General features: G+C 45.9%; 23 protein-coding genes. 3 read left to right on the top strand and 20 right to left on the bottom strand.

What is annotated here, in order from left to right; genetic code table 11:
* Window positions 1-47: 47 nt before the first annotated feature.
* The 17 genes from WKT17_RS05155 to WKT17_RS05075 form a co-directional block, all read right to left on the bottom strand.
* A complete protein-coding gene (locus tag WKT17_RS05155) occupies window positions 48-1637 on the bottom strand; it encodes an NAD(P)/FAD-dependent oxidoreductase (RefSeq protein ID WP_173750171.1) in 1590 nt (529 codons plus the stop codon).
* Window positions 1631-2833, bottom strand: a complete 1203-nt coding sequence (locus WKT17_RS05150) for an aminoacetone oxidase family FAD-binding enzyme (RefSeq protein ID WP_173750170.1) — start codon at window positions 2831-2833, stop codon at window positions 1631-1633. The genes WKT17_RS05155 and WKT17_RS05150 overlap by 7 nt, the downstream gene beginning before the upstream one ends.
* A gap of 7 nt (window positions 2834-2840) precedes the next feature.
* Window positions 2841-4133, bottom strand: coding sequence for a methionine gamma-lyase family protein (locus WKT17_RS05145; protein WP_173750169.1), 1293 nt, complete (start codon window positions 4131-4133; stop codon window positions 2841-2843).
* The gene (gene miaA, locus WKT17_RS05140; RefSeq protein ID WP_173750168.1) at window positions 4121-5077 is read right to left on the bottom strand and encodes a tRNA (adenosine(37)-N6)-dimethylallyltransferase MiaA; all 957 of its coding nucleotides are present in this window, start codon (window positions 5075-5077) and stop codon (window positions 4121-4123) included. Before miaA ends, WKT17_RS05145 begins: the two co-directional genes overlap by 13 nt.
* A 9-nt stretch (window positions 5078-5086) precedes the next feature.
* Window positions 5087-7042: a DNA mismatch repair endonuclease MutL gene (gene mutL, locus WKT17_RS05135; RefSeq protein ID WP_173750167.1), complete on the bottom strand. Its 1956-nt coding sequence runs from the start codon at window positions 7040-7042 to the stop codon at window positions 5087-5089.
* Between the two features lie 6 nt (window positions 7043-7048).
* Window positions 7049-9724: a DNA mismatch repair protein MutS gene (mutS, locus tag WKT17_RS05130; protein ID WP_294542490.1), complete on the bottom strand. Its 2676-nt coding sequence runs from the start codon at window positions 9722-9724 to the stop codon at window positions 7049-7051.
* Window positions 9725-9731: 7 nt separating this feature from the next.
* A complete protein-coding gene (gene miaB, locus WKT17_RS05125; RefSeq protein ID WP_291683773.1) occupies window positions 9732-11207 on the bottom strand; it encodes a tRNA (N6-isopentenyl adenosine(37)-C2)-methylthiotransferase MiaB in 1476 nt (491 codons plus the stop codon).
* A 77-nt stretch (window positions 11208-11284) separates the two neighbouring features.
* The gene (locus tag WKT17_RS05120; protein ID WP_173749545.1) at window positions 11285-11731 is read right to left on the bottom strand and encodes a GNAT family N-acetyltransferase; all 447 of its coding nucleotides are present in this window, start codon (window positions 11729-11731) and stop codon (window positions 11285-11287) included.
* A gap of 345 nt (window positions 11732-12076) precedes the next feature.
* Entirely contained in the window at window positions 12077-12628 is a 552-nt protein-coding gene (locus WKT17_RS05115) for a 5-formyltetrahydrofolate cyclo-ligase (RefSeq protein WP_173749546.1), read from the bottom strand.
* On the bottom strand, window positions 12606-12827 hold the full coding sequence (locus WKT17_RS05110) for a DUF896 domain-containing protein (protein ID WP_294542488.1): 222 nt from the start codon (window positions 12825-12827) through the stop codon (window positions 12606-12608). The genes WKT17_RS05115 and WKT17_RS05110 overlap by 23 nt, the downstream gene beginning before the upstream one ends.
* Before the next feature lie 15 nt (window positions 12828-12842).
* Complete coding sequence (gene proB, locus WKT17_RS05105; protein ID WP_291683779.1) at window positions 12843-13697, bottom strand: glutamate 5-kinase; 855 nt, start codon at window positions 13695-13697, stop codon at window positions 12843-12845.
* Window positions 13698-13778: 81 nt separating this feature from the next.
* A complete protein-coding gene (locus tag WKT17_RS05100) occupies window positions 13779-14267 on the bottom strand; it encodes a hypothetical protein (protein ID WP_173749549.1) in 489 nt (162 codons plus the stop codon).
* Between the two features lie 82 nt (window positions 14268-14349).
* Window positions 14350-14844 (bottom strand): rRNA maturation RNase YbeY, encoded by a 495-nt coding sequence (gene ybeY / locus WKT17_RS05095; protein ID WP_294542486.1) that lies wholly within the window; start codon window positions 14842-14844, stop codon window positions 14350-14352.
* A 2-nt stretch (window positions 14845-14846) separates the two neighbouring features.
* Window positions 14847-15866, bottom strand: coding sequence for a PhoH family protein (locus WKT17_RS05090; RefSeq protein ID WP_173749551.1), 1020 nt, complete (start codon window positions 15864-15866; stop codon window positions 14847-14849).
* On the bottom strand, window positions 15859-17088 hold the full coding sequence (locus WKT17_RS05085) for a sporulation protein YqfD (protein WP_173749552.1): 1230 nt from the start codon (window positions 17086-17088) through the stop codon (window positions 15859-15861). The genes WKT17_RS05090 and WKT17_RS05085 overlap by 8 nt, the downstream gene beginning before the upstream one ends.
* Window positions 17089-17101: 13 nt before the next feature.
* Window positions 17102-17383: a YabP/YqfC family sporulation protein gene (locus tag WKT17_RS05080; RefSeq protein ID WP_180211132.1), complete on the bottom strand. Its 282-nt coding sequence runs from the start codon at window positions 17381-17383 to the stop codon at window positions 17102-17104.
* Window positions 17384-17416: 33 nt separating this feature from the next.
* The gene (locus WKT17_RS05075; RefSeq protein WP_173749554.1) at window positions 17417-17956 is read right to left on the bottom strand and encodes a DUF2284 domain-containing protein; all 540 of its coding nucleotides are present in this window, start codon (window positions 17954-17956) and stop codon (window positions 17417-17419) included.
* A 99-nt stretch (window positions 17957-18055) separates the two neighbouring features.
* On the opposite strand from WKT17_RS05075, the gene WKT17_RS05070 reads away from it, so the two are divergent.
* Complete coding sequence (locus WKT17_RS05070; protein WP_291683802.1) at window positions 18056-18508, top strand: DUF2726 domain-containing protein; 453 nt, start codon at window positions 18056-18058, stop codon at window positions 18506-18508.
* Window positions 18509-18597: 89 nt separating this feature from the next.
* Here WKT17_RS05070 and WKT17_RS05065 read toward each other — a convergent pair whose 3' ends face one another.
* Window positions 18598-18795: a hypothetical protein gene (locus tag WKT17_RS05065; protein WP_294462005.1), complete on the bottom strand. Its 198-nt coding sequence runs from the start codon at window positions 18793-18795 to the stop codon at window positions 18598-18600.
* Window positions 18796-18893: 98 nt separating this feature from the next.
* Here WKT17_RS05065 and WKT17_RS05060 point away from each other — a divergent pair, with 98 nt between their 5' ends.
* Window positions 18894-19241 carry a hypothetical protein gene (locus WKT17_RS05060; RefSeq protein ID WP_294462009.1) on the top strand — a complete coding sequence of 116 codons (348 nt, stop codon included), beginning with the start codon at window positions 18894-18896 and terminating at the stop codon, window positions 19239-19241.
* Here the strand turns inward: WKT17_RS05060 and WKT17_RS05055 are convergent.
* Both WKT17_RS05055 and WKT17_RS05050 read right to left on the bottom strand, forming a co-directional pair.
* Complete coding sequence (locus WKT17_RS05055; protein ID WP_294580913.1) at window positions 19238-22711, bottom strand: SbcC/MukB-like Walker B domain-containing protein; 3474 nt, start codon at window positions 22709-22711, stop codon at window positions 19238-19240. The genes WKT17_RS05060 and WKT17_RS05055 overlap by 4 nt on opposite strands.
* Window positions 22677-23918, bottom strand: a complete 1242-nt coding sequence (locus WKT17_RS05050) for a metallophosphoesterase family protein (RefSeq protein ID WP_173749558.1) — start codon at window positions 23916-23918, stop codon at window positions 22677-22679. The genes WKT17_RS05055 and WKT17_RS05050 overlap by 35 nt, the downstream gene beginning before the upstream one ends.
* Window positions 23919-24103: 185 nt before the next feature.
* Here WKT17_RS05050 and WKT17_RS05045 point away from each other — a divergent pair, with 185 nt between their 5' ends.
* Entirely contained in the window at window positions 24104-24853 is a 750-nt protein-coding gene (locus WKT17_RS05045) for a prolipoprotein diacylglyceryl transferase (RefSeq protein ID WP_173749559.1), read from the top strand.
* Window positions 24854-25069 lie beyond the last annotated feature (216 nt).

Below are 25069 nucleotides of genomic sequence, written 5' to 3'. Positions count from 1 at the left end.
GTTTTCGCAGATTCATTGTAGCACAGATTAAAAACGATGTATATGCCTTACGAAAAATTTATGAGATTTTTCATAATTGCCTCACCGATTTTCAATCCGTCCATGGCTGCCGAGGTGATTCCTCCGGCGTATCCGGCACCCTCTCCACAGGGATAAAGGCCGGATACGGAGCTGTGAAAATGTTCATCTCTGCAAATACGCACCGGGGAGGAGGTTCTGCTTTCGATACCGGAAAGCACCATATCGGCACGGGAAAATCCAGGGATAATCTGTTCAAATGCCTGTATGCCTTCCATAAGGGCTTCATTTAAAAATTCCGGCATCAAATCTCTCAGATTGGCAAAAGCATATCCGCCCTTCATACAGGGGGTGACTTCTCCGAAGTTGTCAGAGGTCTGATTTTGACAGAAGTCACCGTATTTTTGCACCGGAATTTTGCCCTGTCCCAATTCGTATGCTTTCTCTTCTAATCGCCGCTGAAATTCCATTCCGGAAAGCACGTCATCCCCCGAGAAATCTTCCGGAGTTACGGTTACAATCAGGGCACTGTTGGCATTTTTTGAGCCGCGGTCCTGGTAACTCATACCGTTTACTGCAAGTCGTCCCTCTTCGGAGGAAGCGTTGACTACATAACCGCCGGGGCACATACAAAAGCTGTATACCCCTCTTCCATTGGTTCCCCTGTGGGTCAGTTTATAGCTGGCTGCCCCAAGCTGCGCTGCCTGTTCCTGTCCGTACTGATACTGGTTAATCAGACTTTGCGGGTGCTCTGCCCGCAGGCCTACAGCGAAAGATTTTGGCTCCATGTGTATCCCCTTTTCTTTCAAAAGGGCAAACGTATCTCTGGCGCTGTGTCCCACAGCCAGTACCAGGGTATTGGTGGGAATCTTTTGGGTATGGTTTACTGTAACAGAAGCAATTCTGCCGTTTTCTATATGCAAATCTGTCATTTTAGAGGAAAAGCGGATTTCCCCGCCGGCCTGTTCAATAAAATGACGGATATTTTTTACGATATTTATCAGAGCGTCAGTGCCCAGATGAGGCTTCTGCTGGTAGAGAATTTCCTTTGGCCCTCCGGCCTCTACGAAAATTTTCAGGACCTCCCGGTTCCGGCCTATGGGATCTTTTACCAGCGTGTTCAGCTTTCCGTCGGAAAAAGTTCCTGCCCCGCCCTCTCCGAACTGCACATTGGATTCCGGATTTAACCGGCCGGTCTTCCAGAAATCTTCCACAGTCCGCAGACGGTTATCTGCGTCTTCTCCCCGCTCTAGAACCAGGGGTTTTAAGCCTGCTTTCACCAGATAGTAGGCACAGAACAGCCCGGCGGGGCCGCTTCCTACGATGACGGGGCGGCTGTTGGTTTCTTCCTTGATGCGAAGATAAGTGAATTTCTTAGGAGTCAACAGACTGACGTTTTTGGAACGGACTTTTTTCAGCACTTTGGCTTCTTTTTTTACGGACACCTCCACAGTATAGACAAAGAAAAGTTCCGGCTTTTTCCTGGCGTCCAGAGATTGTCTGGCAATGTTCCAGGAAAGCAGTTCTTCTCTGGAAATTCGCAGAACAGAGAGTATTTTCTTTTCCAGTTCTTCCTGCGTATGGGTAACGGGAAGTTTTATCTGACAGATATTCAGCATTTGGCTGCCTCCTTTCCTGCAAGGGCGCCGGTGGTCCATGCCCACTGAAGATTATAGCCGCCGCAGATACCGTCTGTGTCCAGCAGTTCTCCGGCCAGATACAGTCCCGGCACTTTCCGGCTCTCCAGAGTGTGCGGATGGACTTCCGTAAGAGAAACTCCTCCGGTACAGACCTGGGCGTTTTTAAAAGGTTTGGTTTTCTTTATTTTTATAGGAAATTCTTTTATCCTTGCCGCAAGAGCGGGGATTTCCGGTTTGTTCTCCATCAGCACGTCGCAGAGCTTTTTGGGGAAAAGCCCTGTGAGCAGGGCCGCTGTGGACTTATACGGGCACTGCTTTCTGCGGCTTTTTAAAAGCTGCTCTGTTTCTGCCAGATTACAGGAAGGGAGAAAATCCAGTACAGCCGTAACCTCAATGCCCTTATCCAGCAGTCTGGCAGCCAGACCGCTGCACTGAAAGACCGGAATACCGGAAATACCGTAATCCGTAAGCTGCAGTTCGCCTTCCTGCGTGTTCAGCACTTTTTTTTCGGCCACAAGAGAAATTCGTCCCTCGATACGGGTGCCTGCCCATTTGGAAAAATATTTTTCTTTTCCCATAAGGGGAACCAGAGCCGGCAGAGGTTTCTCTACAGAAAGTCCAAGGGATTTGGCCAGGGTATAGCCGCTGCCATCCGCCCCTTCTATTTGAGAAGCACGGGAGCCGCAGGACAGAATCACAGCGTCCGCCTTATACTGCCAGGTTTCGGTACGCACCAGAAATGAGGGCTTGCAGGAGGCAGTCTGTTCCGGGCGGATTTCCTTTACGTTCTCCCGGCATTTGATTTTTACCTTACGATACCGGGCTTCCATTTCCAGAAGCTCTTGTACGCTGGAGGCCTGCATGGAGGCAGGATAAAAATAACCGTTTTTTTCTTTTACGGAAACGCCGATTTCTGAGAAGAACTCCAGGGTGTCTGTCAGAGAAAACTGCTGTAAAATTCCCCATGCAGTTTCAGGCTTCTGGCTGTGATAGCATTCCCTGCTCTGGTAACGGTTGGTCAGATTGCAGCGGCCGTTTCCGGTGGCCAGAAGTTTTCGTCCTGTTTTCTCATTGTGCTCTAAAAGTGTGACAGCGGCTCCTGCCCGGGCGGCCATAATAGCAGCCATCATGCCTGCAGCGCCTCCGCCTATGACACAGATTTGTTTTTTTTCCATATTGCTCCTATTCTTCCGGAAGAGTCACCAGATTTTTGTCTGCCAGCTTCTGCAGAGACATAAGGATACCCAGCTTTGCGTGATACCAGGTGAGGCCGCCCTGGAAATATACCGTGTACGGCGGCTTAATGGGGCCGTCTGCAGAAAGTTCAATGGAAGAACCCTGCACAAAAGCGCCGGCAGCCATAATTACATCGCTGTCATAACCCGGCATAGCCCATGGCTCCGGCTCTACATAACTGTCCACAGGTGCAGCGGCCTGAATGCCCTTGCAGAATTCTACCACGCCCTCCGGTGTGCCGAAGGTTACGGCCTGAATGATATCGTGACGGCTTTCCGTGCCGTTTGGGGTTACCGAAAATCCCAGTTTTTCGTAGATGTTGGCTGCGAAAATTGCGCCTTTTAAAGCCCCTGCTGTTACAGTGGGAGCCAGGAAAAAGCCCTGATAGAAGGCAGGATTTACCCCTAAAGTGGCGCCCACTTCCTTTCCGAGTCCCGGACAGGTCAGGCGGTAAGCCGCATTGTCCACGTATTCTTTCTTTCCTGCAATGTAACCGCCGATAGGCGCAAGACCGCCGCCGGGATTTTTTATCAGAGAGCCCACGATTAAGTCTGCGCCTACGTCACTTGGCTCAATTTTTTCCACAAATTCTCCATAGCAGTTGTCTACCATACAAATGATGTCCGGCTTAATACCCTTGATAAAGGCAATCAAATCCCCAATCTGGCTGACAGAAAAAGTGGGGCGGGTAAGATAGCCCTTGGAACGCTGAATTTCCACCATTTTTGTCTTTTCTGTAATGGCATTTCGGATGCCTTCGTAGTCAAAACTGCCGTCTTCTAAAAGTTCTACCTGACGGTAAGTCACGCCGTATTCAGCCAGAGAGCCTTTGGAGGGACGGATACCGATAACCTCCTCCAGGGTATCGTAAGGTTTTCCCACAGGGGAAAGGAGTTCGTCTCCGGGACGGAGATTTCCTGCCAGAGCCACAGCCAGGGCATGGGTGCCGCAGGCTAAAAGGGGACGCACCAGAGCTGCTTCGGTGTGGAAGGCGCTGGCATAGACCTCTTCTAAGGTATCTCGCCCAATATCGTTATAGCCATATCCGGTGGACGAATACAGGCAGGCTTCGCTGACTTTATTTTTCTGCATGGCATGCAGCACCTTTAACTGGTTGTATTCTGCATTTTCATCAATGGCAGTGAAACGCTCTTTTAAACCTGCCTCTATTTTATTTCCAAAATTCAGTACCGCCTGGCTGATACCAAGCTGCTGGTACATTTCATTCATTTCCTGCATGGTATGATTCCTCTTTTCTCACAGTTTTCCAATATATCATTCAGGATGTCTTCTTCCTTGTATGCGAATTCATTTTTGTTTATCCAGATAACATCCTTTTCACGCTTAAACCAGGTAATTTGCCGCTTGGCAAAGTGCCGGGTGTCTCGTTTCAAAATATAGACCGCCTCATCCAGGGAACAGGTGTGGTCAAAATAAGACAGGATTTCCTTATAGCCAAGGCCCTGCATGGAAACCATATCTTTGGTGTATCCCATGTCTGCCAGCTTTCGGACTTCTTCTACCAGCCCTTGCTTTAACATTTCGTCTACCCGGCTGTCAATGCGTTTGTAAAGCCGTTCCCGCACATCGTTCAACACAAAGTATGCCGTGTTATAGGGCGACTCTTTTTCTGCCTCCCGAAGGTTGTGCTCAGAGATGCGCTCTCCGGTCAGTTCATAGTATTCCAAAGCGCGGATAACACGCTTTACGTTGTTGGCATGAATTTTCTGGGCAGAAGCCGGGTCTGCTTCCTGTAATCTGGCATGGAGAAATTCGCTGCCCTTTTCTTCGGCCAGTTTTTCCAGTTTTTCCCGCACCGTGGATTTTTCCGTGTTTTCAGAAAAATCAATGTCTTTTACCACGGCTTGGATATAGAAGCCCGTGCCGCCTGTCAGAATAGGGATTTTTCCCTTGGCATAGATTTTTGCCATGGCCTTTTTTGCCATTTCCTGAAAACGGACTACATGAAACTCTTCTTTTGGGTCCAGCACATCAATGAGGTAGTGGGGGACGCCTTCCATCTCTTCTTTTGTAATCTTTGCAGAGCCAATGTCCATATATTTGTACACCTGCATGGAGTCCGCAGAGATAATTTCACCGTCCACGGCCTTTGCAAGGGCGATGGAAAGCCTGGTCTTTCCCACGGCCGTGGGACCTGTCAGTACAATCAAAGGTTTTTTCAAAATATTCACCTACACAATCCGTTTGAATTTCTTTTCCAGTTCGTATTTGGTCATGGAGATAATGGTGGGTCTTCCATGAGGACAGTGATATGGATTGTCCAGTCCTAAAAGTTCGTCAATGAGTTTGTCTGCTTCCTGCACAGACAGGGTGTTGTTTCCCTTTACCGCAGCTTTGCATGCAGCGGTTGCAATGCGTCCGGTGAGAATATCCAGCGGCTGCCTGGCATTTTCGTTTTCCAGGCTGTCCAGAAGTTCTACAAAGAAATTCTGGACGGAAATGCCGTAAAGATTGGCGGGTACGCCGTGGATACTGTATTCTCTGCCGCCGAATTCCGAGATTTCAAAACCGAATCTTTTAAAAAGTTCCATGTGGGTTTTCAAAAGCAGGTCTTCCTGGAGATTCAGAGAAATCACCTGGGGCGGCGAAACCATCTGCGTTACAATTTCCCGGTTGGCAAATTCTTTCATGAAACGCTCGTATAAAACTTTTTCATGAGCTGCATGCTGGTCAATGATATAAAATTTATTGTCATATTCCACCAGCCAGTAAGTTTCAAAAAGCTGCCCAATAATCCGGTGGTGAAGCCGTGCTTTTTTGGATAAAAGCCGGTCGTCAAAAAGCTCCATCTGGACAGGCTTTTCGGGAGAAACAGATGGTTTTTCAGAAACCGTGGGTGTGTGTACTTCTGTCTGGGGACGTACACTGCCTGGCAGTTCGCTTTTTACCGTGGCTGCTTTCCGTGCCGGCTCTGCCATGGCCGGTTGAAGTCCTGTTTGAGGCACAGAAGGAACCGGTATGGAAGGCTTTTGGATGGCTGGCTTTAAATCGGCTGCCACGTAAGGGGTCTTTGCTTCTTTTATGCTGCTCTCCCATTTCTTTGCCTGCTGTTTATATCCGGTTTCAAAAGGCTCCGGCGGAGCTGTTTTTTCTTGTTTCGGTTCGGTTCGCTTTTCCAGTTCCACCTCCGGTATCATTTCCCGGTGGGACAAAGCGGCGGTAATCATATCATAAGTGGCATTGTAGACGGCCCCCTGATTCTGGAAGCGCACTTCCATTTTCGTGGGATGGACATTGACGTCAATCTCCTCTCCTTCTATGTCATAGTGCAGGCACACAAAAGGATATTTATGCTGCATCATATAGGGCTTGTAGGCCTCTTCAATGGCTTTCATCAAAATTTTGCTCTTTACATATCTGCCGTTGATGTAATAATTTTCAAAATTCCGGTTTCCCCGGGCAATCACGGGTTTCCCGATAAAACCCTCAATCGAAATACCGGGTTTTTCAAAAGCAACCGGCACCAGTTCTCTGGTAATGTCTCTGCCGTAAATGCCGTAAATCACATCTTTTAGATTGGAATTGCCGGAGGTATGCAGCTTGGTCTGACCGTTTACCATGTATTTAAAAGAAATATCCTGATGGGACAGGGCAAGCTGTTCCATGTAACCGCTGACGTATCCCGTCTCTGTCATGGCGGTTTTTAAGAATTTTCCTCGGGCCGGAGTATTGAAAAACAGGTTTCGCACCAGCATGGTGGTGCCGTTTGGCGCCCCCACTTCTTCCAGTGCCTTTTCTCTTCCGCCCTCAATGACATAGTGCACACCCGTCAGGGCTTCCGGGGTTTTGGTAATGACTTCCATCTGGGAGACCGCAGAAATACTGGACAGTGCCTCTCCGCGAAAGCCCAGAGAAGAAATCTGCAGCAAATCCTCTACCTTTTCAATTTTGCTGGTGGCATGACGCAGAAAGGCCAGAGGCACCTGCTCTTTTTCAATGCCTCCGCCGTTGTCTGTTACGCGGATAAAGGAAATCCCGCCTTCCTTTATTTCTACAGTAATGGCAGTAGCTCCTGCATCCACAGCATTTTCTACCAGTTCCTTTACCACAGAGGCAGGGCGCTCTACCACTTCCCCTGCCGCAATTTTATCAATCGTATTCTGGTCTAAGACCGCAATTTTTCTCACTTTTTATCACCATCTGTTCTTCAGCTTGTTCTGAAGCCGGTATAGAATGTTGAGAGCGTCTACGGGCCGCAGTTCGTCCACCTGGATGGATTTTAATTCTTCCAGAACATCGTCGTCTTTTACGGTGTCGAAAAGGGAAATCTGCTCCATATCCACTTCATCATAGTGTACCGCCGGCTTCGTCTTTGGTTTTCTGTTTTCTGAGGCAATATTTTTTACCGTAGCCGTAATATCTGCGCTGACCAGTTCCTCCACCAGCTCCTTTGCCCGGTCAATAACCGTGTCGGGAACTCCGGCCAGCTTGGCTACCTGGATACCATAGCTTTTGTCTGCTCCGCCTTTTACAATTTTCCGTAGAAAGACAATATCATCTCCCCGTTCTTTCACGGCAATGCAGTAATTGTTCACTCCCGCCAGTTTGCCTTCCAGTTCGGTGAGTTCGTGATAATGGGTGGCAAACAGGGTTTTGGCGCCTAAAAGCCTTGTATTGCTGATATGCTCAATCACTGCCCAGGCAATGGACAGGCCGTCGAAGGTACTGGTTCCTCTGCCGATTTCGTCCAGAATCAGAAGACTCTTGGAGGTGGCGTTTCTGAGAATATTAGCGACCTCCGTCATCTCTACCATAAAGGTACTCTGACCGCTGGCTAAATCATCGGAAGCTCCAACACGAGTGAAAATCCGGTCTACAATCCCGATATTTGCCTTATCTGCCGGGACAAAGGAGCCAATCTGCGCCATAAGTACAATCAGGGCAGACTGTCGCATATAGGTGGATTTTCCAGCCATATTCGGGCCGGTAATGACAGAAATCCGGTTTTTGCCATTGTCCAGATAAGTGTCATTGGGAATAAACATATCATTGGAAATCATTTTTTCCACAACTGGATGCCGTCCGTTTTTGATGTCAATGACCCCTTTTGTGTTGATTTTCGGCCGCACAAACTGATTGCGGGAGGCCACAAGGGCAAGAGAAAGATAGGTGTCCAGCCGGGCAATGGCCTTGGCTGTCCGTTGAATCCGTTCTACCTGAGCTGCTACCTGATTGCGGACTTTCACAAATTCGTCGTATTCCAGAGCATACAGCTTGTCTTCTGCGCCTAAAATCATATCCTCCAGTTCTTTCAAACGAGGGGTAATATATCGTTCCGCGTTGGTCAGCGTCTGTTTTCTGGTATAATAATCCGGCACCATATCTTTAAAAGAATTGGTAACTTCCAGATAATAGCCGAACACTTTGTTGTATTTTACTTTTAAGGTGCGGATTCCGGTCTTCTCTTTTTCGGAAGCTTCCAATTCCGCCAGCCAGGTTTTTCCTTTGGTTTTGGCCTCACGGAAATGGTCAATCTGTTCCTGATATCCTTCTTTAATAATACCGCCCTCTTTCATAGCCAGAGGCGGGTCTTCCACAATGGAAATATCCAGAAGGTCGTACAAATCCTTCAAATCATCCATTTCTTCATAAACTTTTTTTAATTCCCCGCAAGTAAAAGGTTCTAACAGCTTTTTGATATGGGGAATCATGCCAACGGAGGTTTTAAATGAAATCATATCTCTGGGATTGGCGGACTGGTAGCTGACACGGCTGACTAATCGTTCCATGTCATACACGGGATTCAGATATTCCCGCAGTTCTTCCCGATCCATTTCATGCCGGTTGATTTCTTCGACGGCATCCAGCCGTCCGTTGATTTCGTCCTTATCAATCAGAGGCTGTTCCAAAAAGGTTCGGAGCATACGGGCCCCCATGGCAGTTTTTGTCTTGTCCAGAACCCAGAGAAGAGAACCCCTCTTGCCTTTTTCCCGCATGGTTTCTGTCAGTTCCAGATTACGTCTGGTGGAACTGTCAATGAGCATATACTTATCGGTAATGTAGGGGGTAATAGCCCGCATGTGTTCCAGTGAAGTTTTCTGAGTCTCCAGCAAATAGGAAAAAAGCGCCCCTGCCGCAATCACGGCGCAGGCATAATCCTTCAGACCCAGCCCTTCCAGAGTTCCCACATGAAAATGCTCCTTTAAAGTGCGGGCGCACAGCTCGTCATCAAAATACCAGTTTTCCAGTGTGGATACGGAAATGTGCAGACGGTTTCTCAGTTCGTCCATATCGGCGCCGCACATGCAGAATGCCTCGTTGCATAAAAGTTCAGCAGGAGAAAATTTGTAGATTTCGTCCAGCAGCTTGCGGATATTTTCCACTTCCGTCACCATAAAATCGCCTGTGGTAACATCAGCAATGGCAATGCCAAAGCGGTTGGAAAGATATACCACAGACATAATATAATTGTTCTTTGTTTCGTCCAGCGCCTGGGTGTTTAAGGTAGTTCCCGGTGTCACTACGCGGATAACTTCTCTTTTTACAATACCTTTGGCCTGTTTGGGGTCTTCTACCTGTTCGCAGACAGCCACTTTGTACCCCTTGCTAATCAGACGGTTGATGTAAACCTCTGCGGCGTGAAAAGGGACACCGCACATGGGCGCCCTTTCTGCCATACCACAGTCTTTTCCTGTTAAAGTCAGCTCCAGTTCCTTTGAAACTGTCTGTGCGTCCTCAAAGAACATTTCATAAAAATCACCTAAACGGTAAAATAAAATACAGTCGCTGTACTCTTCTTTTGTCTTTACATAATGCTGCATCATCGGTGACAGAGATGATACATCTACATCTTTTATCGAAATTCCCATTCTGTCTTTATCCTACTTTCGTACCCATGTAATAGAAGCCTCTGCATTCATCTAATCGTACCTGGCAAATGGTTCCCACAAGGGAAGTATCCCCTTCAAAATGCACCAACAGATTGTTAGACATCCTTCCGGTCATCAGATGTGTGTCCTGGCTGTTCTGTTCTTCTACAAGAACTTCCTGTACTGTTCCCGTATACCGAGCCGACATGGTTCTTCCAATCTCCTGAACCCGGGAAAGAAGACGGTCAAAACGGTCTTTTACCACATCTTCTGATATCTGATTTTCCATAGCTGCAGCCGGAGTACCGGTTCTCTTGGAATAAATAAAAGTAAAAGCACTGTCATAGCGCACTTTTTCCACCACGTCTACCGTTTCTAGAAAATCTTCTTCTGTTTCCCCGGGGAATCCCACAATAATATCCGTAGTCAGAGAAATATCCGGCATGGCTTTGCGGATTTTTTCCACCAACTCCAAATACTGGTTTTTGGTATATTTCCGATTCATTTTCTTTAGAATCTCACTGCTGCCGGACTGAAGCGGCAGGTGCAGGTGGCGGCAGATTTTTTTACTGTTTTTCATGACTTCAATTAATTCGTCGGATAAATCCTTGGGATGAGAGGTCATAAAGCGAATACGTTCCAATCCTTCGATTTTTTCAACCTCCTGTAAAAGCTGCGCAAATGTCATAGGCTCTTCCAGAGTTTTGCCGTAGGAATTTACGTTCTGACCGAGAAGCATAACTTCTACCACGCCGTCGGCCACCAGATGTTCAATCTCTCTTACAATATCCCTCGGATTCCGGCTGCGTTCCCGTCCGCGCACATAAGGAACAATGCAGTAGCTGCAGAAATTGTTACAGCCAAACATAATGTTCACCCCTGATTTAAAGGGGTATTTCCGCTCGCTTGGCAGGTCTTCCACAATTTTATCCGTATCCTTCCAGATGTCAATGACCATGCGGTCATTTGTAAGGGCAGATACCACCAGTTCGGCGAATTTGTAGATGTTATGGGTACCGAAAATCAGATTTACAAAGGAATAGCTCTTTTTCAGCTTTTCCACTACCTGGGTTTCCTGCATCATACAGCCGCACAACCCTATCAGCATATGTGGATTTTTCTTTTTCAGACTGTGGAGATAACCAAGGCGTCCATAAACACGCAAATTGGCATTTTCCCGCACGGTACAGGTGTTGTAAATGACAAAGTCTGCATTTTCGTCCGGGGCTTCCACGTAGCCGATACGCTCCAGTACTCCTACCAGTTTTTCAGAATCTCTGGCATTCATCTGGCAGCCGAACGTATTGACACAGAAAGTTAAATCCCGGTTCAGTTCTTTCGATTTTTCGTTTACAAGCTGTCTTGCTTTCTTCATAAACCAGTACTGGCGGTAAGGTTCTTCTGTGGGAGCCTCCTTTGTCAAATCTGCACTTTCAATTAATTTATCTATGTTACTGTCAAAAATCAGTTCTTTGTTTTCCATTTTCCTAAGTCCTTTCAGGGCATTATTTTATAAGTATATAGTATCGTTTTGAATTTTTCAACCGATTTTTCTGACGTTTATCGCTCTAACTGCACCAGATATTCTATCGTTCCCTCTTCCAATTTTTTCTGCCCGTTCAAAAGAAATCCATGTCTTTGATAAAAAGAAACAGCCCGTTTATTTTTTTCCAAGGCCCATAGGGTGCGAACTCTGTGCTCTCGGATTGCATATTCTATCAGCGCACTGCCGATTCCTGCGCTTTGAAAAAAAGTATCTATATACAATTTACAGATTTCTAATCCGCTGATTTGAATAAAGCCCTTTATCAGTCCGTCATCATAAACGTAAATTGTGTTTAGAATTTCTTCTTTTCCGAAATAATGGTCAACCAAGGGAACTACCTGCAGCTCTTTAAAAGAAAATTCAGGGTCCTTAAAAATCGGGAAAAAGTTTGTGCGGTTATTGAAAACAAAAATTTCAGCGATTCTTGATAAATCTTTTCTTTCAGCTTTTCTTATATGCATATAGTGTACTCCTTCTCTACATTTCGGATAATATCATCAATACGTTCTTTTTCAGCAAGTGTATCACATTTTTTGCTGTTTTGATTTGCCCATTTATGCTATATAGTAAAATTAAGTTTTGAATTTCATACTCTTTTCATATGGAGGGTATAAACGGAAACCTGGAGGTGTGTATATGGCTAAAATATTGATTGTTGAAGACGATAAAAGAACGAATGAAGCTATTTGCGAGTATCTGAAACCAACGGGACATGAAATTGTTTCTGCTTATGATGGAGACGAGGCAGTGACAGGGAACCGGCAGCTTTGTCTATCCCATCTATTTACAACCGTTTTACTCTTCCGCTATTCTATCACTCGCTTTTCCGTCACAACTTTGTCCGGAAAGATATCTGTGGCTTCTGCCGGGATTTCCTCTACTATCTGAAATTCAAACGCAATGGCCGCTGTCTTATGCTTTGGATGCATACTTAAATACCGGTCATAAAATCCCTGTCCATATCCGGCCCGGTGGCGGTTTTTGTCAAAAGCGACACCCGGGACAATGAGAAAAGCATTTTCTTCCTGAGCTTCCGCTCCTTCCTCCGGTTCCGGAATCTGGAAATATCCGGGAGATAACTGGTCAAAGGAGGTGATATAATAATATTTCATTTCGTGAGCGCCCGTCACTTTCGGTACAGCCACTCTCTTTCCTGCTTTCCAAGCCTCTTCTATAATGCCTCTGGTGCTCACCTCTTTGTTATAATCCGCATAGGCATAGACACACTCTGCTGCCAGAAATTCCGGCAGAGAAGTCACGGTATCACAGATAAGCCGGCTGTTTTTTTCCACTTCTTCTATGGAAATTTCTTTCCTTTGAGCGAAAATGTATTTTCTAATTTCCTTTTTTGAGACCATATTTTTCACCTAAATTCGTAATGCTGCCGTCTTCTTCCTGTACGCTGATGTTGTCCAGCTGTGCTCTTAAGTTCATGCGGATGGTGGCAACATATTCGGTACGAAGTTTTTTCTGTTCTTCCTTCTCTGCCGGTGTCAGTCCTTCGCTTTTAGACTTTCTCGCCAGCTCATTGATTCTGTTGATTTTTTCCTGATTCATATATGTAGTACTCCTTTATAAATTTTCAAACATTTCCTGCAGCCCTGTCTCATTCCGGTCACGGGAAAGGAACAAAGTGCCATGGTTTCGGCCCTGCATAATTTTGTGAATGACATGGAAATCACAGCCATTGGCAATCACCATATCCGTACCTGCTGCTGCCGCAATCTGTGCTGCCGCCAGCTTTGTTGCCATGCCTCCGGTTCCCACACTGCTGCCGGAAGAGCCTTTTCCCATTTCCAGAAAATGCTTATCCAGTTCTTCTACCACGTCAATAAAACGGGCATCTGGATTTACATTAGGGTCATCGGTAAACAGTCCGTCAATATCTGAGAGCAGAATCAGCATATCCGCTCCGGTAAGAGCTGCCACCAGAGCGGACAGGGTATCGTTGTCCCCAAAGGTATTGACATATTGGATTTCATCGGTGGAAACCGTATCGTTTTCGTTTACCACAGGAATGGCCCCCATTTCCAGCAGACTGTTGAACGTGTTTCTGGCATTTTCTCTTGTGGTATCATTAATCATGGTATATTTCGTCATCAGCACCTGTGCGGCGGTCTGGTTATATTCCGCAAACAGTTTCTGGTAAATCATCATCAGACGGGCCTGTCCGATAGAGGCGCATGCCTGCTTTTGTGCCAGCTTGGTGGGTTTTTCATGTAGGCCCATAACGGCCCGCCCCACGGCAATGGCTCCGGAGGATACCACAATCACGTCTTTTCCCTGATTGTGCAGGTCGGCCAGTTCCCTTACCAGAATTTCCATTTTTATCAAATCCAGTCTTCCGGTTTCCTGATGGGTCAGGGAGGAAGAACCGATTTTAATGACAATGCGCTTTTTGTCTTTTAGTTTTTCTCGAACATTCATCTTATACGGTACCTCATTTGTTTCTTTTCGTATTGTTCTAATAGTACACTATTTTTACCCATTCGTCCAGACGGTGATTTTTCAGCTGGAATAGTTTTCCAGGAAGCTGTACAGTTCGTCCAGTGTCTTTAGGTCTTTTCCAAGAAGAACTTCTGCCTGCAAATCTTTTGGCAGAGCCTCCAGCGGAATATCCGTATATTCAAAAACCGTGTTGTCTGCCTTTTCATATACGACTACGCAGCCGTTTTCCAGCCGGAGCTGATACCCTTCTTTGGCATTTTCGGATACTGTTTCTGTATTTTCCCGGCGCAGAATCACCCGCTGTTCTCCATAAGCGGTGATGCGGTAGCACTCCTGCTTTAAGATTCCCTCCTCATAGCGCTGAAAAATAAAATCCTGTCCTTTAGGATTTGCTGAAACCGCGGACACCTGCTGCTGTACCTGGGCGCTGCTTTCCTCCAGGTCGTAAATCCGGTCTTTTAAATCCGCTACCTGATAACTGAGCATAAAACCAGTGCAGAGGAACAACACAATAAGAAAAAAGCCGACACTATAGATTATTCTTTTCATAAGAACCTCCCTTATCTGAATCGTTGTTTCCATATCTTTTCAGAATATAGTATCGGCTGATTTTTTTTCTTTATTCACTTTCTTACCGGGTAATTTCCAGGTTTTCCAGTATTTCTGCCTGCTTCTTTTCCATAACGGCTGCTTCTTCCGGCGTCATGTGGTCGTAGCCCATGAGATGTAGCATACTGTGGGCAATGAGAAAGGCAAATTCCCGAATCTGTCCGTGACCGTAGCTTTGGGCCTGCTCCTGCATTCTGGGAATACAAATCATAATGTCACCAAGCAGCAGTTCCCCGGTATCCGGGTGAAAACAGGAATCGTCTTCTTCTGCATGGGAAAAATCCCCCGGTGCATCAAAGTCCAGCATGGGGAAAGACAGCACATCGGTAATGCGGTCTATGTCCCGAAATTCCCGGTTGGTACGCTGAATTTCTTCATTTCCGGTCAAAACCAGATTGATTTCTGTCTCATAAGGGCAGTGTTCATAGTCCAGGGCTGCCTCTGTAACTTTGCGGGCAATGTCTTCCCAGTCAAATTCCAGAGGGGTTTCGTATTCCATCTCAATATTTAAAGTCATACTCATCTTCTCCTGTCAGTTCTGCCGAATTTTTCTTTTCGTGTTTCTTTCTTTTCCGGCTTTTCTTTTTTCTCGTAATCGTCATAAGCCTGTACGATTTTCTGCACCAGCGGATGACGCACCACGTCTTTGTTGGTCAGTTCGCAGAAGGCAATATCTTCTACTTTGCGAAGAACACGCAGGGCCACATCAAGACCGGAACGGGTACCGGAGGGCAAATCCTTCTGGGAAAGGTCTCCTGTGACAATGACCTTAGAGCCGAAGCCGATACGGGTCAGGAACATTTTCATCTGGGCCGGTGTGGTGTTCTGGGCTTCGTCCAGAATGATAAAGGCATTGTCCAGGGTACGTCCTCTCATATAAGCCAGAGGAGCGACTTCAATCAACCCCTTTTCCATGTTTTTGGCAAAGCTTTCGGCTCCCATGATTTCGTACAGGGCGTCATAGAGAGGACGCAGGTAAGGGTCAACCTTGCTCTGCAAATCCCCCGGCAGAAAGCCCAGCTTCTCCCCGGCTTCAATGGCGGGACGGGTGAGAATAATTCTGCCCACTTCGTCATTTTTAAAAGCGGTAATAGCCATAGCCATAGCCAGATACGTTTTTCCCGTTCCTGCAGGGCCCATGCCGAATACAATCATCTTTTTTCGTATCTCGTCTACATAGGCTTTCTGACCCAGGGTTTTGGGCTTAATAGGTCTTCCGTTTAAAGTATGGCAGATGCAGTCCCGGTCAATTTCCGTGATGGCAGAGGTTTTCTCTTCCATGGCTAATGACAGGGCGTAATTCACATTCTGCTGGGTAATGGTATTTCCTCTCTGGGACAATTCCAGAAATTCTTTCAGTATTTTAACGGCCTGGTCACAGGATGGCTTTGGACCCAGAATTTTAATCTGCCCGTCTCTGGAAATCACAGTGACGCCCAGGGTTCTCTCCAGTTTTTTTACATGCTCATCAAACTGACCAAACACATTTCTCTCATGCTCTGCAGGCAATTCCATTTTTTCTTCACAAATATTACTCATTTAAGTCTGTATTCCTTTCTGTCGGCTGCTCTGGAATCTGTACAGGGATTTGCTGTCCTGCTTCTTCAATTACCGACACGGTCCCTTTGGCAGTGCAGATTCCATTCTGTATTCCTATTTTAACATGATTTGCAGATATTTGAACCCCCTTTTCCGTTAAACTTTGTAAAACCGTGTTTAAATGCAGGGTGGCCCGTTCTTTGGCTTCCTGTTCCGAATAAGTGAAAATACGGGTTTCATAGGCACAGTCTGTGCTGGTTCCATAGTAAATGGGAAGTCTGAAATTTTCGGTCAGGCGAACCTGCTTTAAATCCGTCACGGTGTCAAATTCCTGCCAGGAAACGTTTTTCTTTGTATTCAGACAGTAATTTCCCAGCTGCAGCAGATAGCCTTTATTTTCTTTGCCGGTATAGACCGGTTTTTCGTATTTCATGGAAAAGGCGTGATAATATTGCAGCGGATATTCCACCAGAACGTCAGCGTCTGCCAGGGTATATTCCTGGCGGATAATTTCTTTGCTGTCATTTTGAATATCCAGAGTTCCCCGGACCAGAACTTCCCCTTTTACACAGGTCTCTCCTGTTTTTTTTACGGGTGTGCCGGTGCGGGTTATCATAGAAACAATCTGCCCCGTTTTGGTGGAAATCAGGTCGCATGCAGATGGTTTCTGCTGTTTTTTTTCATAGATGTTGTCATTTTCCTGAATTTCCAGAATCAGTCTGCTGCCGGAAATCCGGGCAGATACCCAGGTGATATCGGGAAATTCTGCCCGCAGCTTTTGGGCAATCCAGGCGCAGTCCAGGTCTTTTTTCAGAACGCCGTGTTCTATCTGAAGCTCTTCTAAATAACGCAGAATGGTCTGGGTGCTGTTATGTACATTTCCTTCCACATGAATGTTCCAGATATGGCGGGAAAGGGCAGCTACCAGGAAAAGACTGAGACAAATGCCGATAAAAAACGCCTTTCTTTTTTTGCTGCGGTAAAAAAAGAAGGGCAGTCCGTATTTTCCTGTAATTTTCACCCGTGTATGGGTCTTCCTGCAAATATTTTTCAGTTTGTAAAAATCTTTTACCGTCAGATTCATTTCATAGCTGTTATGGTTCTGCAGCAGATTCCAGACACGGATTTTGTGATAAGCGCACAAATTCAAAAACCGCTCCGGGCTGTCCGCCTGTACCTGAATGCGCACATACCCTTTGCGGTAGTATTTCCAGTCCTGCAAGGTGCAACCTCCCTTATAAAAATAAAATTCTGCAGATATTGCCGGTTATCTTCATTTCTACATCTGTGTAGTAAGCAATCACCAGATGGCTGCCTTCTATCTGAATTTTATTTTGTCTGGACAGCAGGATAATACAGGTGTCCTGATACTGGCGGATACATTTATAATTTTCAATATACAGTTCCCGTGAACCGGTGAGAGTCAGTACAGATTCTCTGTAGGAAAGGTCTTTGGGAATCTGCAGGGAGTCCCCTAACCGGCCTGTGAATTCGTTCAGTTTTCCTTTCACCTTCATGCCCCTGGAACGTCTTCTCCTTACAGCATATGTCTAGTTGATGAAAAGAATACCAAACCACAGAATCTGATTGGCGCTTAAGGTAAATTCCATATCATATTTTTCTGCCAGCTCAGAAACGATGATTCCGTGACTTTCCACACAGGGGTGCATTTTTTCCGGAAAACGGCAGGGAAGCCCCTGGGGAAAGGTGCAGGATTCGCAGATGTCGCAGGATTCTGTGGAAAGGGCCATGCACGCACTGCCCTGCTGTCGTATAAAACTTTCAATGGCAGCGGTAATGGCTTCGTGCTCTTTCCGGGTAGCCAGCGTTTCCTCAAAATTAATGACATCAGAAACTTCTGCAATGGTGGAAAATAAGAAACATTCCCGATAGCCAAGACAGCGCTTCCGGCACTCTTCTACGCTTCCCACAGCAGGCGGACAGGCCCAGGTGGAATTGTACCGTTCACACTCTTTTTCACAAATCCAGCGTACCCGGAAGGAAAATTCAATTTCTTCTGGCGGGAAAAAGGCGTATTGATAGACCGGATACTGGCAGATAAATTCTTCGATTTCCTCATGTGTAATCATTTTTGTTTTCTCCTTGCAATTTTGGTTGAAATGATTTAAAATGGAAGAAAGGCGAACATACATTCGCTTTGTATATTCATTTTACGGAGGTACAGACAGTTGAATCATCTTTTGTATATACCATGCGTGGGTATTCTCCTGCTTTTGGTGCTGACCTTGGTGCTGTATCGCAAAAAGAATTATTATCCCTATGCAGCCAGACATCTGCTCACCAAAAGAGAATACCGCTTTTATCTTCTCTTAAAAGAAGTGGCTGATGAGTATCATTATATCATATGTCCCAAGGTTGGTGTAAAAGATTTGCTTTCTGTAACGGATAAAAAACAGTACATGAAATATTTTCATAAAATTGCCCAGAAGCATGTGGATTTTGTTATTTGTGATAGGGATTTATATGTACTTTTTGTCATTGAATTAGATGACAGCACTCATGAAACCAGAGATGCGAAAAAGCGGGACCGCTTAAAGAATAAGGCCTTTGCCGCCGCGGGGATTCCCTTAAAGAGAATCACGGATATTGATAAGCGGCAGATACGCAGGCTCTTTCCATAAGCGGCTGCGGTCCAAGTCATTCATCCGAAAGTGCGGAAAGCTGCTGGAGAAGGATTTCCCATTGCCTGAAAATACAGGCGGGTGCAAATTTATCCTGGACTTTTCCTGTGTTTTTGGAAAAAGCTTCCCGCAAAGTCTTGCATGCAGTATTCATGACGGCTTAAAACTTTGGGTGCAAGTTCTGCCAGCATATCGATACCTTTTACATGCGTGAGACGGCCTACGGTAATCAGTATCTGCTCCCGGCGCATTCTGTAGTTTTTCGTATCCCGTTCCGTCAACGTCACAAGATAGTCCGCATATCTGGAAGTAAAGCGGGAAATCCCTTTCCGGAACATGCGGTACAGGAGCGAGTGCCAGGCATAATCATAGTTGAAATGTTCACATGCCGGAACAGCGAAAGCTGGGAGATGTGGACCTTTACATCCCTGCACGGGAAGAACTGGCAAAAGCCCAAAAGATACTGGAACACCATGGTTATAAACAGGAGGAGGAAGTCAGCGGACATCACCTGACTTATCTGAAAGAAGGACATCTGCAAATGAAAGTACGGTTTCCCAAGCTGAGCAAATGTCCTCTTTTGTGTATTTTCTTCACAATACCTATCGTCTGCGCAGAACTACTTTCCGGCAGACTCTGGGAGATTTCCGGAAACACAATCACTCTACCAGAATCGCCCCGATTTTTGAAAATAGTAAGGATGAGCGCTAGGCTGTCTTCTTTTGCGGCCTAAGCTTCTTCAATATGAACCCGGCTGCCCCCTTCGCCCATGCGGGCCGGTTCTACAAGCAGATGCATGGGAATTCTCGCCTTAATGTCTTCCACATGGGTGATGATTCCCACGCTTCTCTGCCGGTTTCTGATTTTTTCCAGAGATTCCATAACCACATCCAGACAAGTTTCATCCAGTGTGCCGAAGCCTTCGTCCAGGAAGAAAAATTCCAGAGGGGCGGCGCCTTTCATCTGAATCTGAGAAGATAAGGCAAGGGCCAGCGCCAAAGAAGCCATAAAAGTTTCTCCGCCAGAGAGCGTAGAGGCGGGTCTGGAAACCCCGCCGTTTTTATAATCCCGGATAATAAACATACCGCTGCCGTCGGTTTCCAGGCCGTAGCTGCTGCCAGTCATTTCTTTTAACTGGGCATCGGCTTCTCTGGAGACGTATTCCAGATAGTACCTGGAAACGTATTCTACAAACCGTTTGCCCCGGAACAGACCTTCCAGTTCAGAGAGAATGTCCAGTGTGTGAGTAATCTCTTTTTTCTTTGCCTCCAGTTTTTCTTTTTCTTTTAGAGCCTGTTTTAGCTGCTGCAGCTGCTGTTTTAGACCGCCAAGTTCCCGGACGGTATCGGAACTTTCTTTTTCCAGAACAGAGACGGCTGTTTCCAGAACAGACAGGGGTTCTTTTGGCTGGGGAAGCGCTGATTTCTGCTGCTTCACTGTTTCCAGACACAGCTGTACCCGGAGACAGGATTCCCGATAATTTTCTGCTTTTTCCCGCATAGCAAGAAGTTCTGTCTCTGCCCGTTGATGAGTTTCTATCCAGTTCTCTTCTGCTATCTGATACTCCTCCATTTTTTCCAGCAAAAGGTTCTGCTTTTGGCGGCAGTCAGTCAGCAAAGCCTGGGTAAGCGCTTCGTTGGCCGCATATTCCCGACAGAGCTGTTCTTCTTCTTTTTGTGCTTTTTCCGCCTGTGCAGTTATCCTGGTACAGGACTGTTGGATTTCTTCCATGATGGTTTCCAGTTCGTGGCAGCGCTTTTGGGGATCTTTGCAGGAACCGGATTTTTCTGTAATCTGTTCGGTCAGTTCTTTCAGCTTCTGTTCATATTGACTCATCTGCATTTCCAGCCGTGCCTTGTCTTCTCTGGTTTTCTGAATCAGCAGATCACCTTTTTCTTTATTTTGTATACGGGCCTGGATGGCAGTTTCTAAAAGAAAAAGCTGTTTTTGTTTTTCTTCCCGGAGACGATTTTTATTTTGCAGTTCCTTGTAGGCCTGAAGAAAATCCTCTGTCTGATTTCGCTTTTTTAATTCCAAAATCCGCTTCTGCTGTTGCACTTCGCTTTGTGTAAGTGCCAGCAGTTCATTTTGCAATTCTTTTTGCCGGGTATTGTGGTGAATCTGTTCTGTTTCGGCTCTGGCCTTTTGTGTCTGAAGCGTCAGAATCTCTGTTTCCAGAAGAGAGCGCTGTTCCTGGGATTGGGCAAATGCCTGCTCAAGGGCCGTTCTTTTTGTTCTTTGAGTCTCCAGCTTTGTTTCCAGTTCCTGCAGATTTTCGTTCAGGAAAGCGGCATTTAAGTTCTGTAAATTTTCCCAAGCGCTCTGTCTCATGTTCCGGCTGTTTTCCAATTGCAGTTCCAAACGGGAAAGTTCTGCTGACAGCTTCTGAAAATGCTGTTCTGTCAGCTGTCTTTTTTCGGCAAACTGTGTCAGGCTGCCCTGTTCTGTCTGGGAAACTGTTTTTTCATGGTGAATACTGCCGCATACAGGGCAAGGCTGTCCTTCTCTCAGTTCTGAGGCCAGTATGGCTGACAGATTATCCAGGTACTGTTTTTCTAACATCGCTCTTTTTTCAAACGCTTTTTCTTTTTCAGCGGTTTTTTCAGCGATTTTCTGACGGAAATCTGTGCACAGTGTTTCCTGTTCTTTCATACTCTGCTGCAAAATGGCGGCTTTTTCCTGCTCAGTCTTTACCAGCAAGAGATGTTCTTTTTGGGCTTCTGCCTCGGGAAGTGCTTTCTGCCTTTCCAGGATGTACGTCGCTTTGTCTGTTTGTTTCTGTAAATCCGCTTCTTTCTTGGCCAACTGCTGAAGGGTCTGTATTTTTTCTGCTTTGGCCTTTTGCTCTTTTTCTGCTAGTTCTGTTTGTTGGGCAGTTATACCCTTTTTGCGTTCCAACAGAGCCTGTTGTTCCATGGTAAGGCGGTATCCTTCTTCCGTTTCCTGCTGCTGCTTTGCCGTCATGGTTACTGCTTCTATTTCCAGAGTCAAAGCTTCCTTCTGAGATTTCAGCTGTTCCATATCCCGTAGCAGCTTTTCCATCTTCTGACCGGAATCTTCTAAAATGCTATCTGTTTTTTGAGCCGCATTTTTTGCTTCTGTCCATTGTGCTTCTGTCTTTTGCCTGCGGTTTAAAAGCAATACGGCTTCCTGTAGTCTTGCCTGCTCCAGCCTGAAAAGCGGCAATTCTTCTTGCACCTGAAGCTGGATCTTTTCTCTTGCGTTTCGGAGTTTCTCGCTTTCTGTCTGTTTTTCGGTCAAAGTGGATTTCAGCAATTCCTGTTTCGTCTGGGACGATGTCCAGGCTGCTTTTGTATTGCGGGCTTCCTGCAGATATATCCAAAGCTGATTGGCCGTTTGTGCCTGTTTTTCTTCTTCCTGAAGAAAATCCATTTCTTCTTTTTGCGCTTTCAGCTTGGCTGCCTGAGACGCCAGTTCCAGCGATTCCTGTTCCAGGGCGGCAAATTTCTGCCCCTGTTCCAGCTGTACCCTGGCTATTTTAAGCGCCGCGGCTTTTTCTTCTGACAGAATCCGGATTTGCTTTGTTTTTTCCTGTAAATCCTGTACATCCTCTGGCCGGATTTCTTTGTAACGGGAAAGTGCACCCTCATTTTCCTGCATCTTTCCATTCCATTGTAAAGCCCGGTCTTTTACCAGACCTGCCAGCTGTTCTCCGTATTTTTCCAGATGGAACAGCCGCTCCAGCATTTTATTGCGCTCCATACCTTCCAGCTTTAGAAATTCTGAAAACTTTCCCTGGGGAAGAACTACGGTGCGGAAAAAATCTTCTCTGGACAGCCCCAGTACATCTCTGCACTTTTCATTTACAGTTCCTACGCGATCTGCCAGAATTTCGGCCTTTCCTTCTGTCAGTTCTGCAAAACGGGCGCTGTCACTGCGGATAGTTCCCTCTTTGGAGCGTTTAAAGCTTCTGAACACCTGGTAAATCCGCTCCTTTTTCTCTTTTACAGAAAAAGTATATTCCACGAAAGCCTTATCTGTACTCACATGGATAAAATTGGCGCTGTTTCTGGCTGTGGTTCCGTAAAGCGCCAGTGTCATACCGTCCAGAATACTGCTTTTTCCGCTTCCGGTAGGACCAAAGATACCGAAAAGCCCACGGCTGGTTAAAAGTTCAAAATCAATTTCCTGAGGTTCCAAAAAACTGTTAAGTCCTTTCAGCTTCATCCTGATTGGTCGCATATGGCTGTACCTCCTTTTCCAGAATGTCCCGAAGCATATCCAGGACTTCCTGCTCCGGCTGTGTTCCTTTTTTCTCCAAATAGTATCCTAAAAATAATTCTTCAAAGCTTTTTTCTGCAAACCGTTCCATGTTTTGTTCTGCCTGTTGCTCAGGAAATAGGGGAAGAACCTCTAAAATGTCATCTTTGTACTTTTTCAGTTCTTTTAGCTGTTCTTCCCGTATATAAGTTTCTGTATAAATCTGCAGATACACATAGCAGGGACGGTTCTGATTTTCCCTGCATTTTTCCAGTGCTTCTTCGTAGCTTTGGCACACCCATTTTTCGATGGGCTTCGGATTATCCAAATAAATTTCCCGTACCTGTACCGGCTGTCTGGGATGCAGCTCTGCCAGACAGCACTGTTTGGCTATAACAGTTTCCTGCAGGCGATAGGGAAGAATAGAGCCGCTGTAACGAATCCGTCCCTGACTTCCGACAGCTTTTTGTGGCCTGTGTATATGCCCCAGAGCCGCGTACTGGACAGCCGGTGGAAATACCTCAGGCGGCAGCAGATAACTATTTCCCAGCACCATCCCTTGCTCAGAACCGTCTTTAATGCTTCCCAGAGTAAATACATGGCTCATCAGCAGATTGATAGTATCCTCTTGATACCAGCGGGCTTTTTCTTTGAAAAAAGCACCTACTTTTCGGGCATAGTCCTGTGCCTTTTTTTCTTCCTCCTCCCCTGCCTGGTATAACACTTCATTTAAAGATTTTTCACTCAAATACGGGACGCAGACAAATACGGCCTTTTCTCCTTTATGAGAAAACGAAAAAGTACAGGCATCCAAAGATGTAATTTCAAAGTGGCCATAAAACCCGGAAGCAATACGGGTCTGCGGTGTTCCGTAAAGGATAATGCCATGCTCCCGAACCAGCGGCGCAATGGCTTCCAGACGAGAGGGCTGGTCATGATTGCCGGCAATCATGACTACCAGTCGCTCTCCCTGTGCAGTTAAATCTTTTAAAGTCCGGTATAGAAGGGCCTCTGCCCCGGCTGACGGATGACCGTTATCAAAAATGTCTCCGGCAATGCAGACTACGTCAGCCTGTGTTTCGTCGGCAATGCGGACAAACTGTTCCAGAACCATTTCCTGTTCCTGCAAACGGCTTTTGCCTTCTAAAAGTTTTCCGATGTGCCAGTCAGCAGTGTGTAATATTTTCATAGGTATTCTCTTTCTGATAAGTTTATCTTTCTGATAAGTTTAAATTAAATGAAAAATGACAGCAGTTTCTGTCTGTAAGTATAGCATTATCTTATAGAAAAAGACAATGATGCTTTTTACAAAAAAAGATGTTATAATGAAACAGACACATAAAAAATTCAACATAGGAAAGTGAGCAGAAAAGTATGAAAAATGAATTATTTTCCGTGGGACCGCTTACCATACATGGATATGGGCTGATGATTGCGCTGGGGATTCTGGTATGTATCTTCATGGGAACGTACCGTGCAAAAAAGCACCATTTGAAAGAGGATGCGGTTCTGGATATTGCTATTTTCAGTATTCTTGCAGGATTTATAGGTGCAAAGCTGTTATTTGTGCTGGTGGAATTTGACCGCTTTTTGGAAGACCCTATGCAGGTGCTGGGAACAGAAGGCTTTGTTGTGTACGGAGGAATCATTGCAGGTGTACTAGCCGCGATTTTGTATTGTCACAGAAAAAAACTTTCTTTCTTGGAATATTTTGATTTGCTGGCCCCCTCCATTGCTGTGGCCCAGGGATTTGGAAGAATCGGCTGTTTCCTGGCAGGATGCTGCTATGGCAGAGAAACCGATGCTTTCTGGGGTGTGACCTTTCCTGAGGGCAGCTTTGCCCCGGCAGGTGTTCCTCTGATTCCCACACAGTTGTTGTCTTCTGCGGGAGATTTTCTGATTATGGCGGTGCTTCTGATTTACAGTAGGCACAGCAAAAAGACCGGAAACACAGGAGCCTTGTACCTGTTGCTTTACGGAATAGGCCGTTTCCTCATAGAATTTCTCCGTTCTGATGACAGAGGAACCGTAGGAATGCTGTCTACCTCTCAGTTTATTTCTATTGGAATTGTACTGATTGCAGTGGGAATGTTCAATAAGAAGCAGCGGAAAAAGTACACTTAACAAATTTTTGTATATAATCTAGCCGAAACAAAACACAGCACAGCTATGACTTTAGGAGGGCTACGATTATGAATAAAGTTTATGAAAAACCTGCAGTTATTGTTGATGAAGTTGCAGCAGAGGGTTCTGGTGTACAGACTTCTGTAACAGGATATACCTATTCTGCAGAATAAGTAAGAATCCTAAAATAGATATTGAAAAAAGGAGTCTGTTACG

Source organism: Blautia sp. HCN-20427 (assembly GCF_037890365.1).
Lineage (GTDB): Bacteria > Bacillota > Clostridia > Lachnospirales > Lachnospiraceae > Blautia.
Note: the sequence above shows the minus strand (reverse complement) of the source record. Positions and strands in the feature narration are given on the sequence as shown.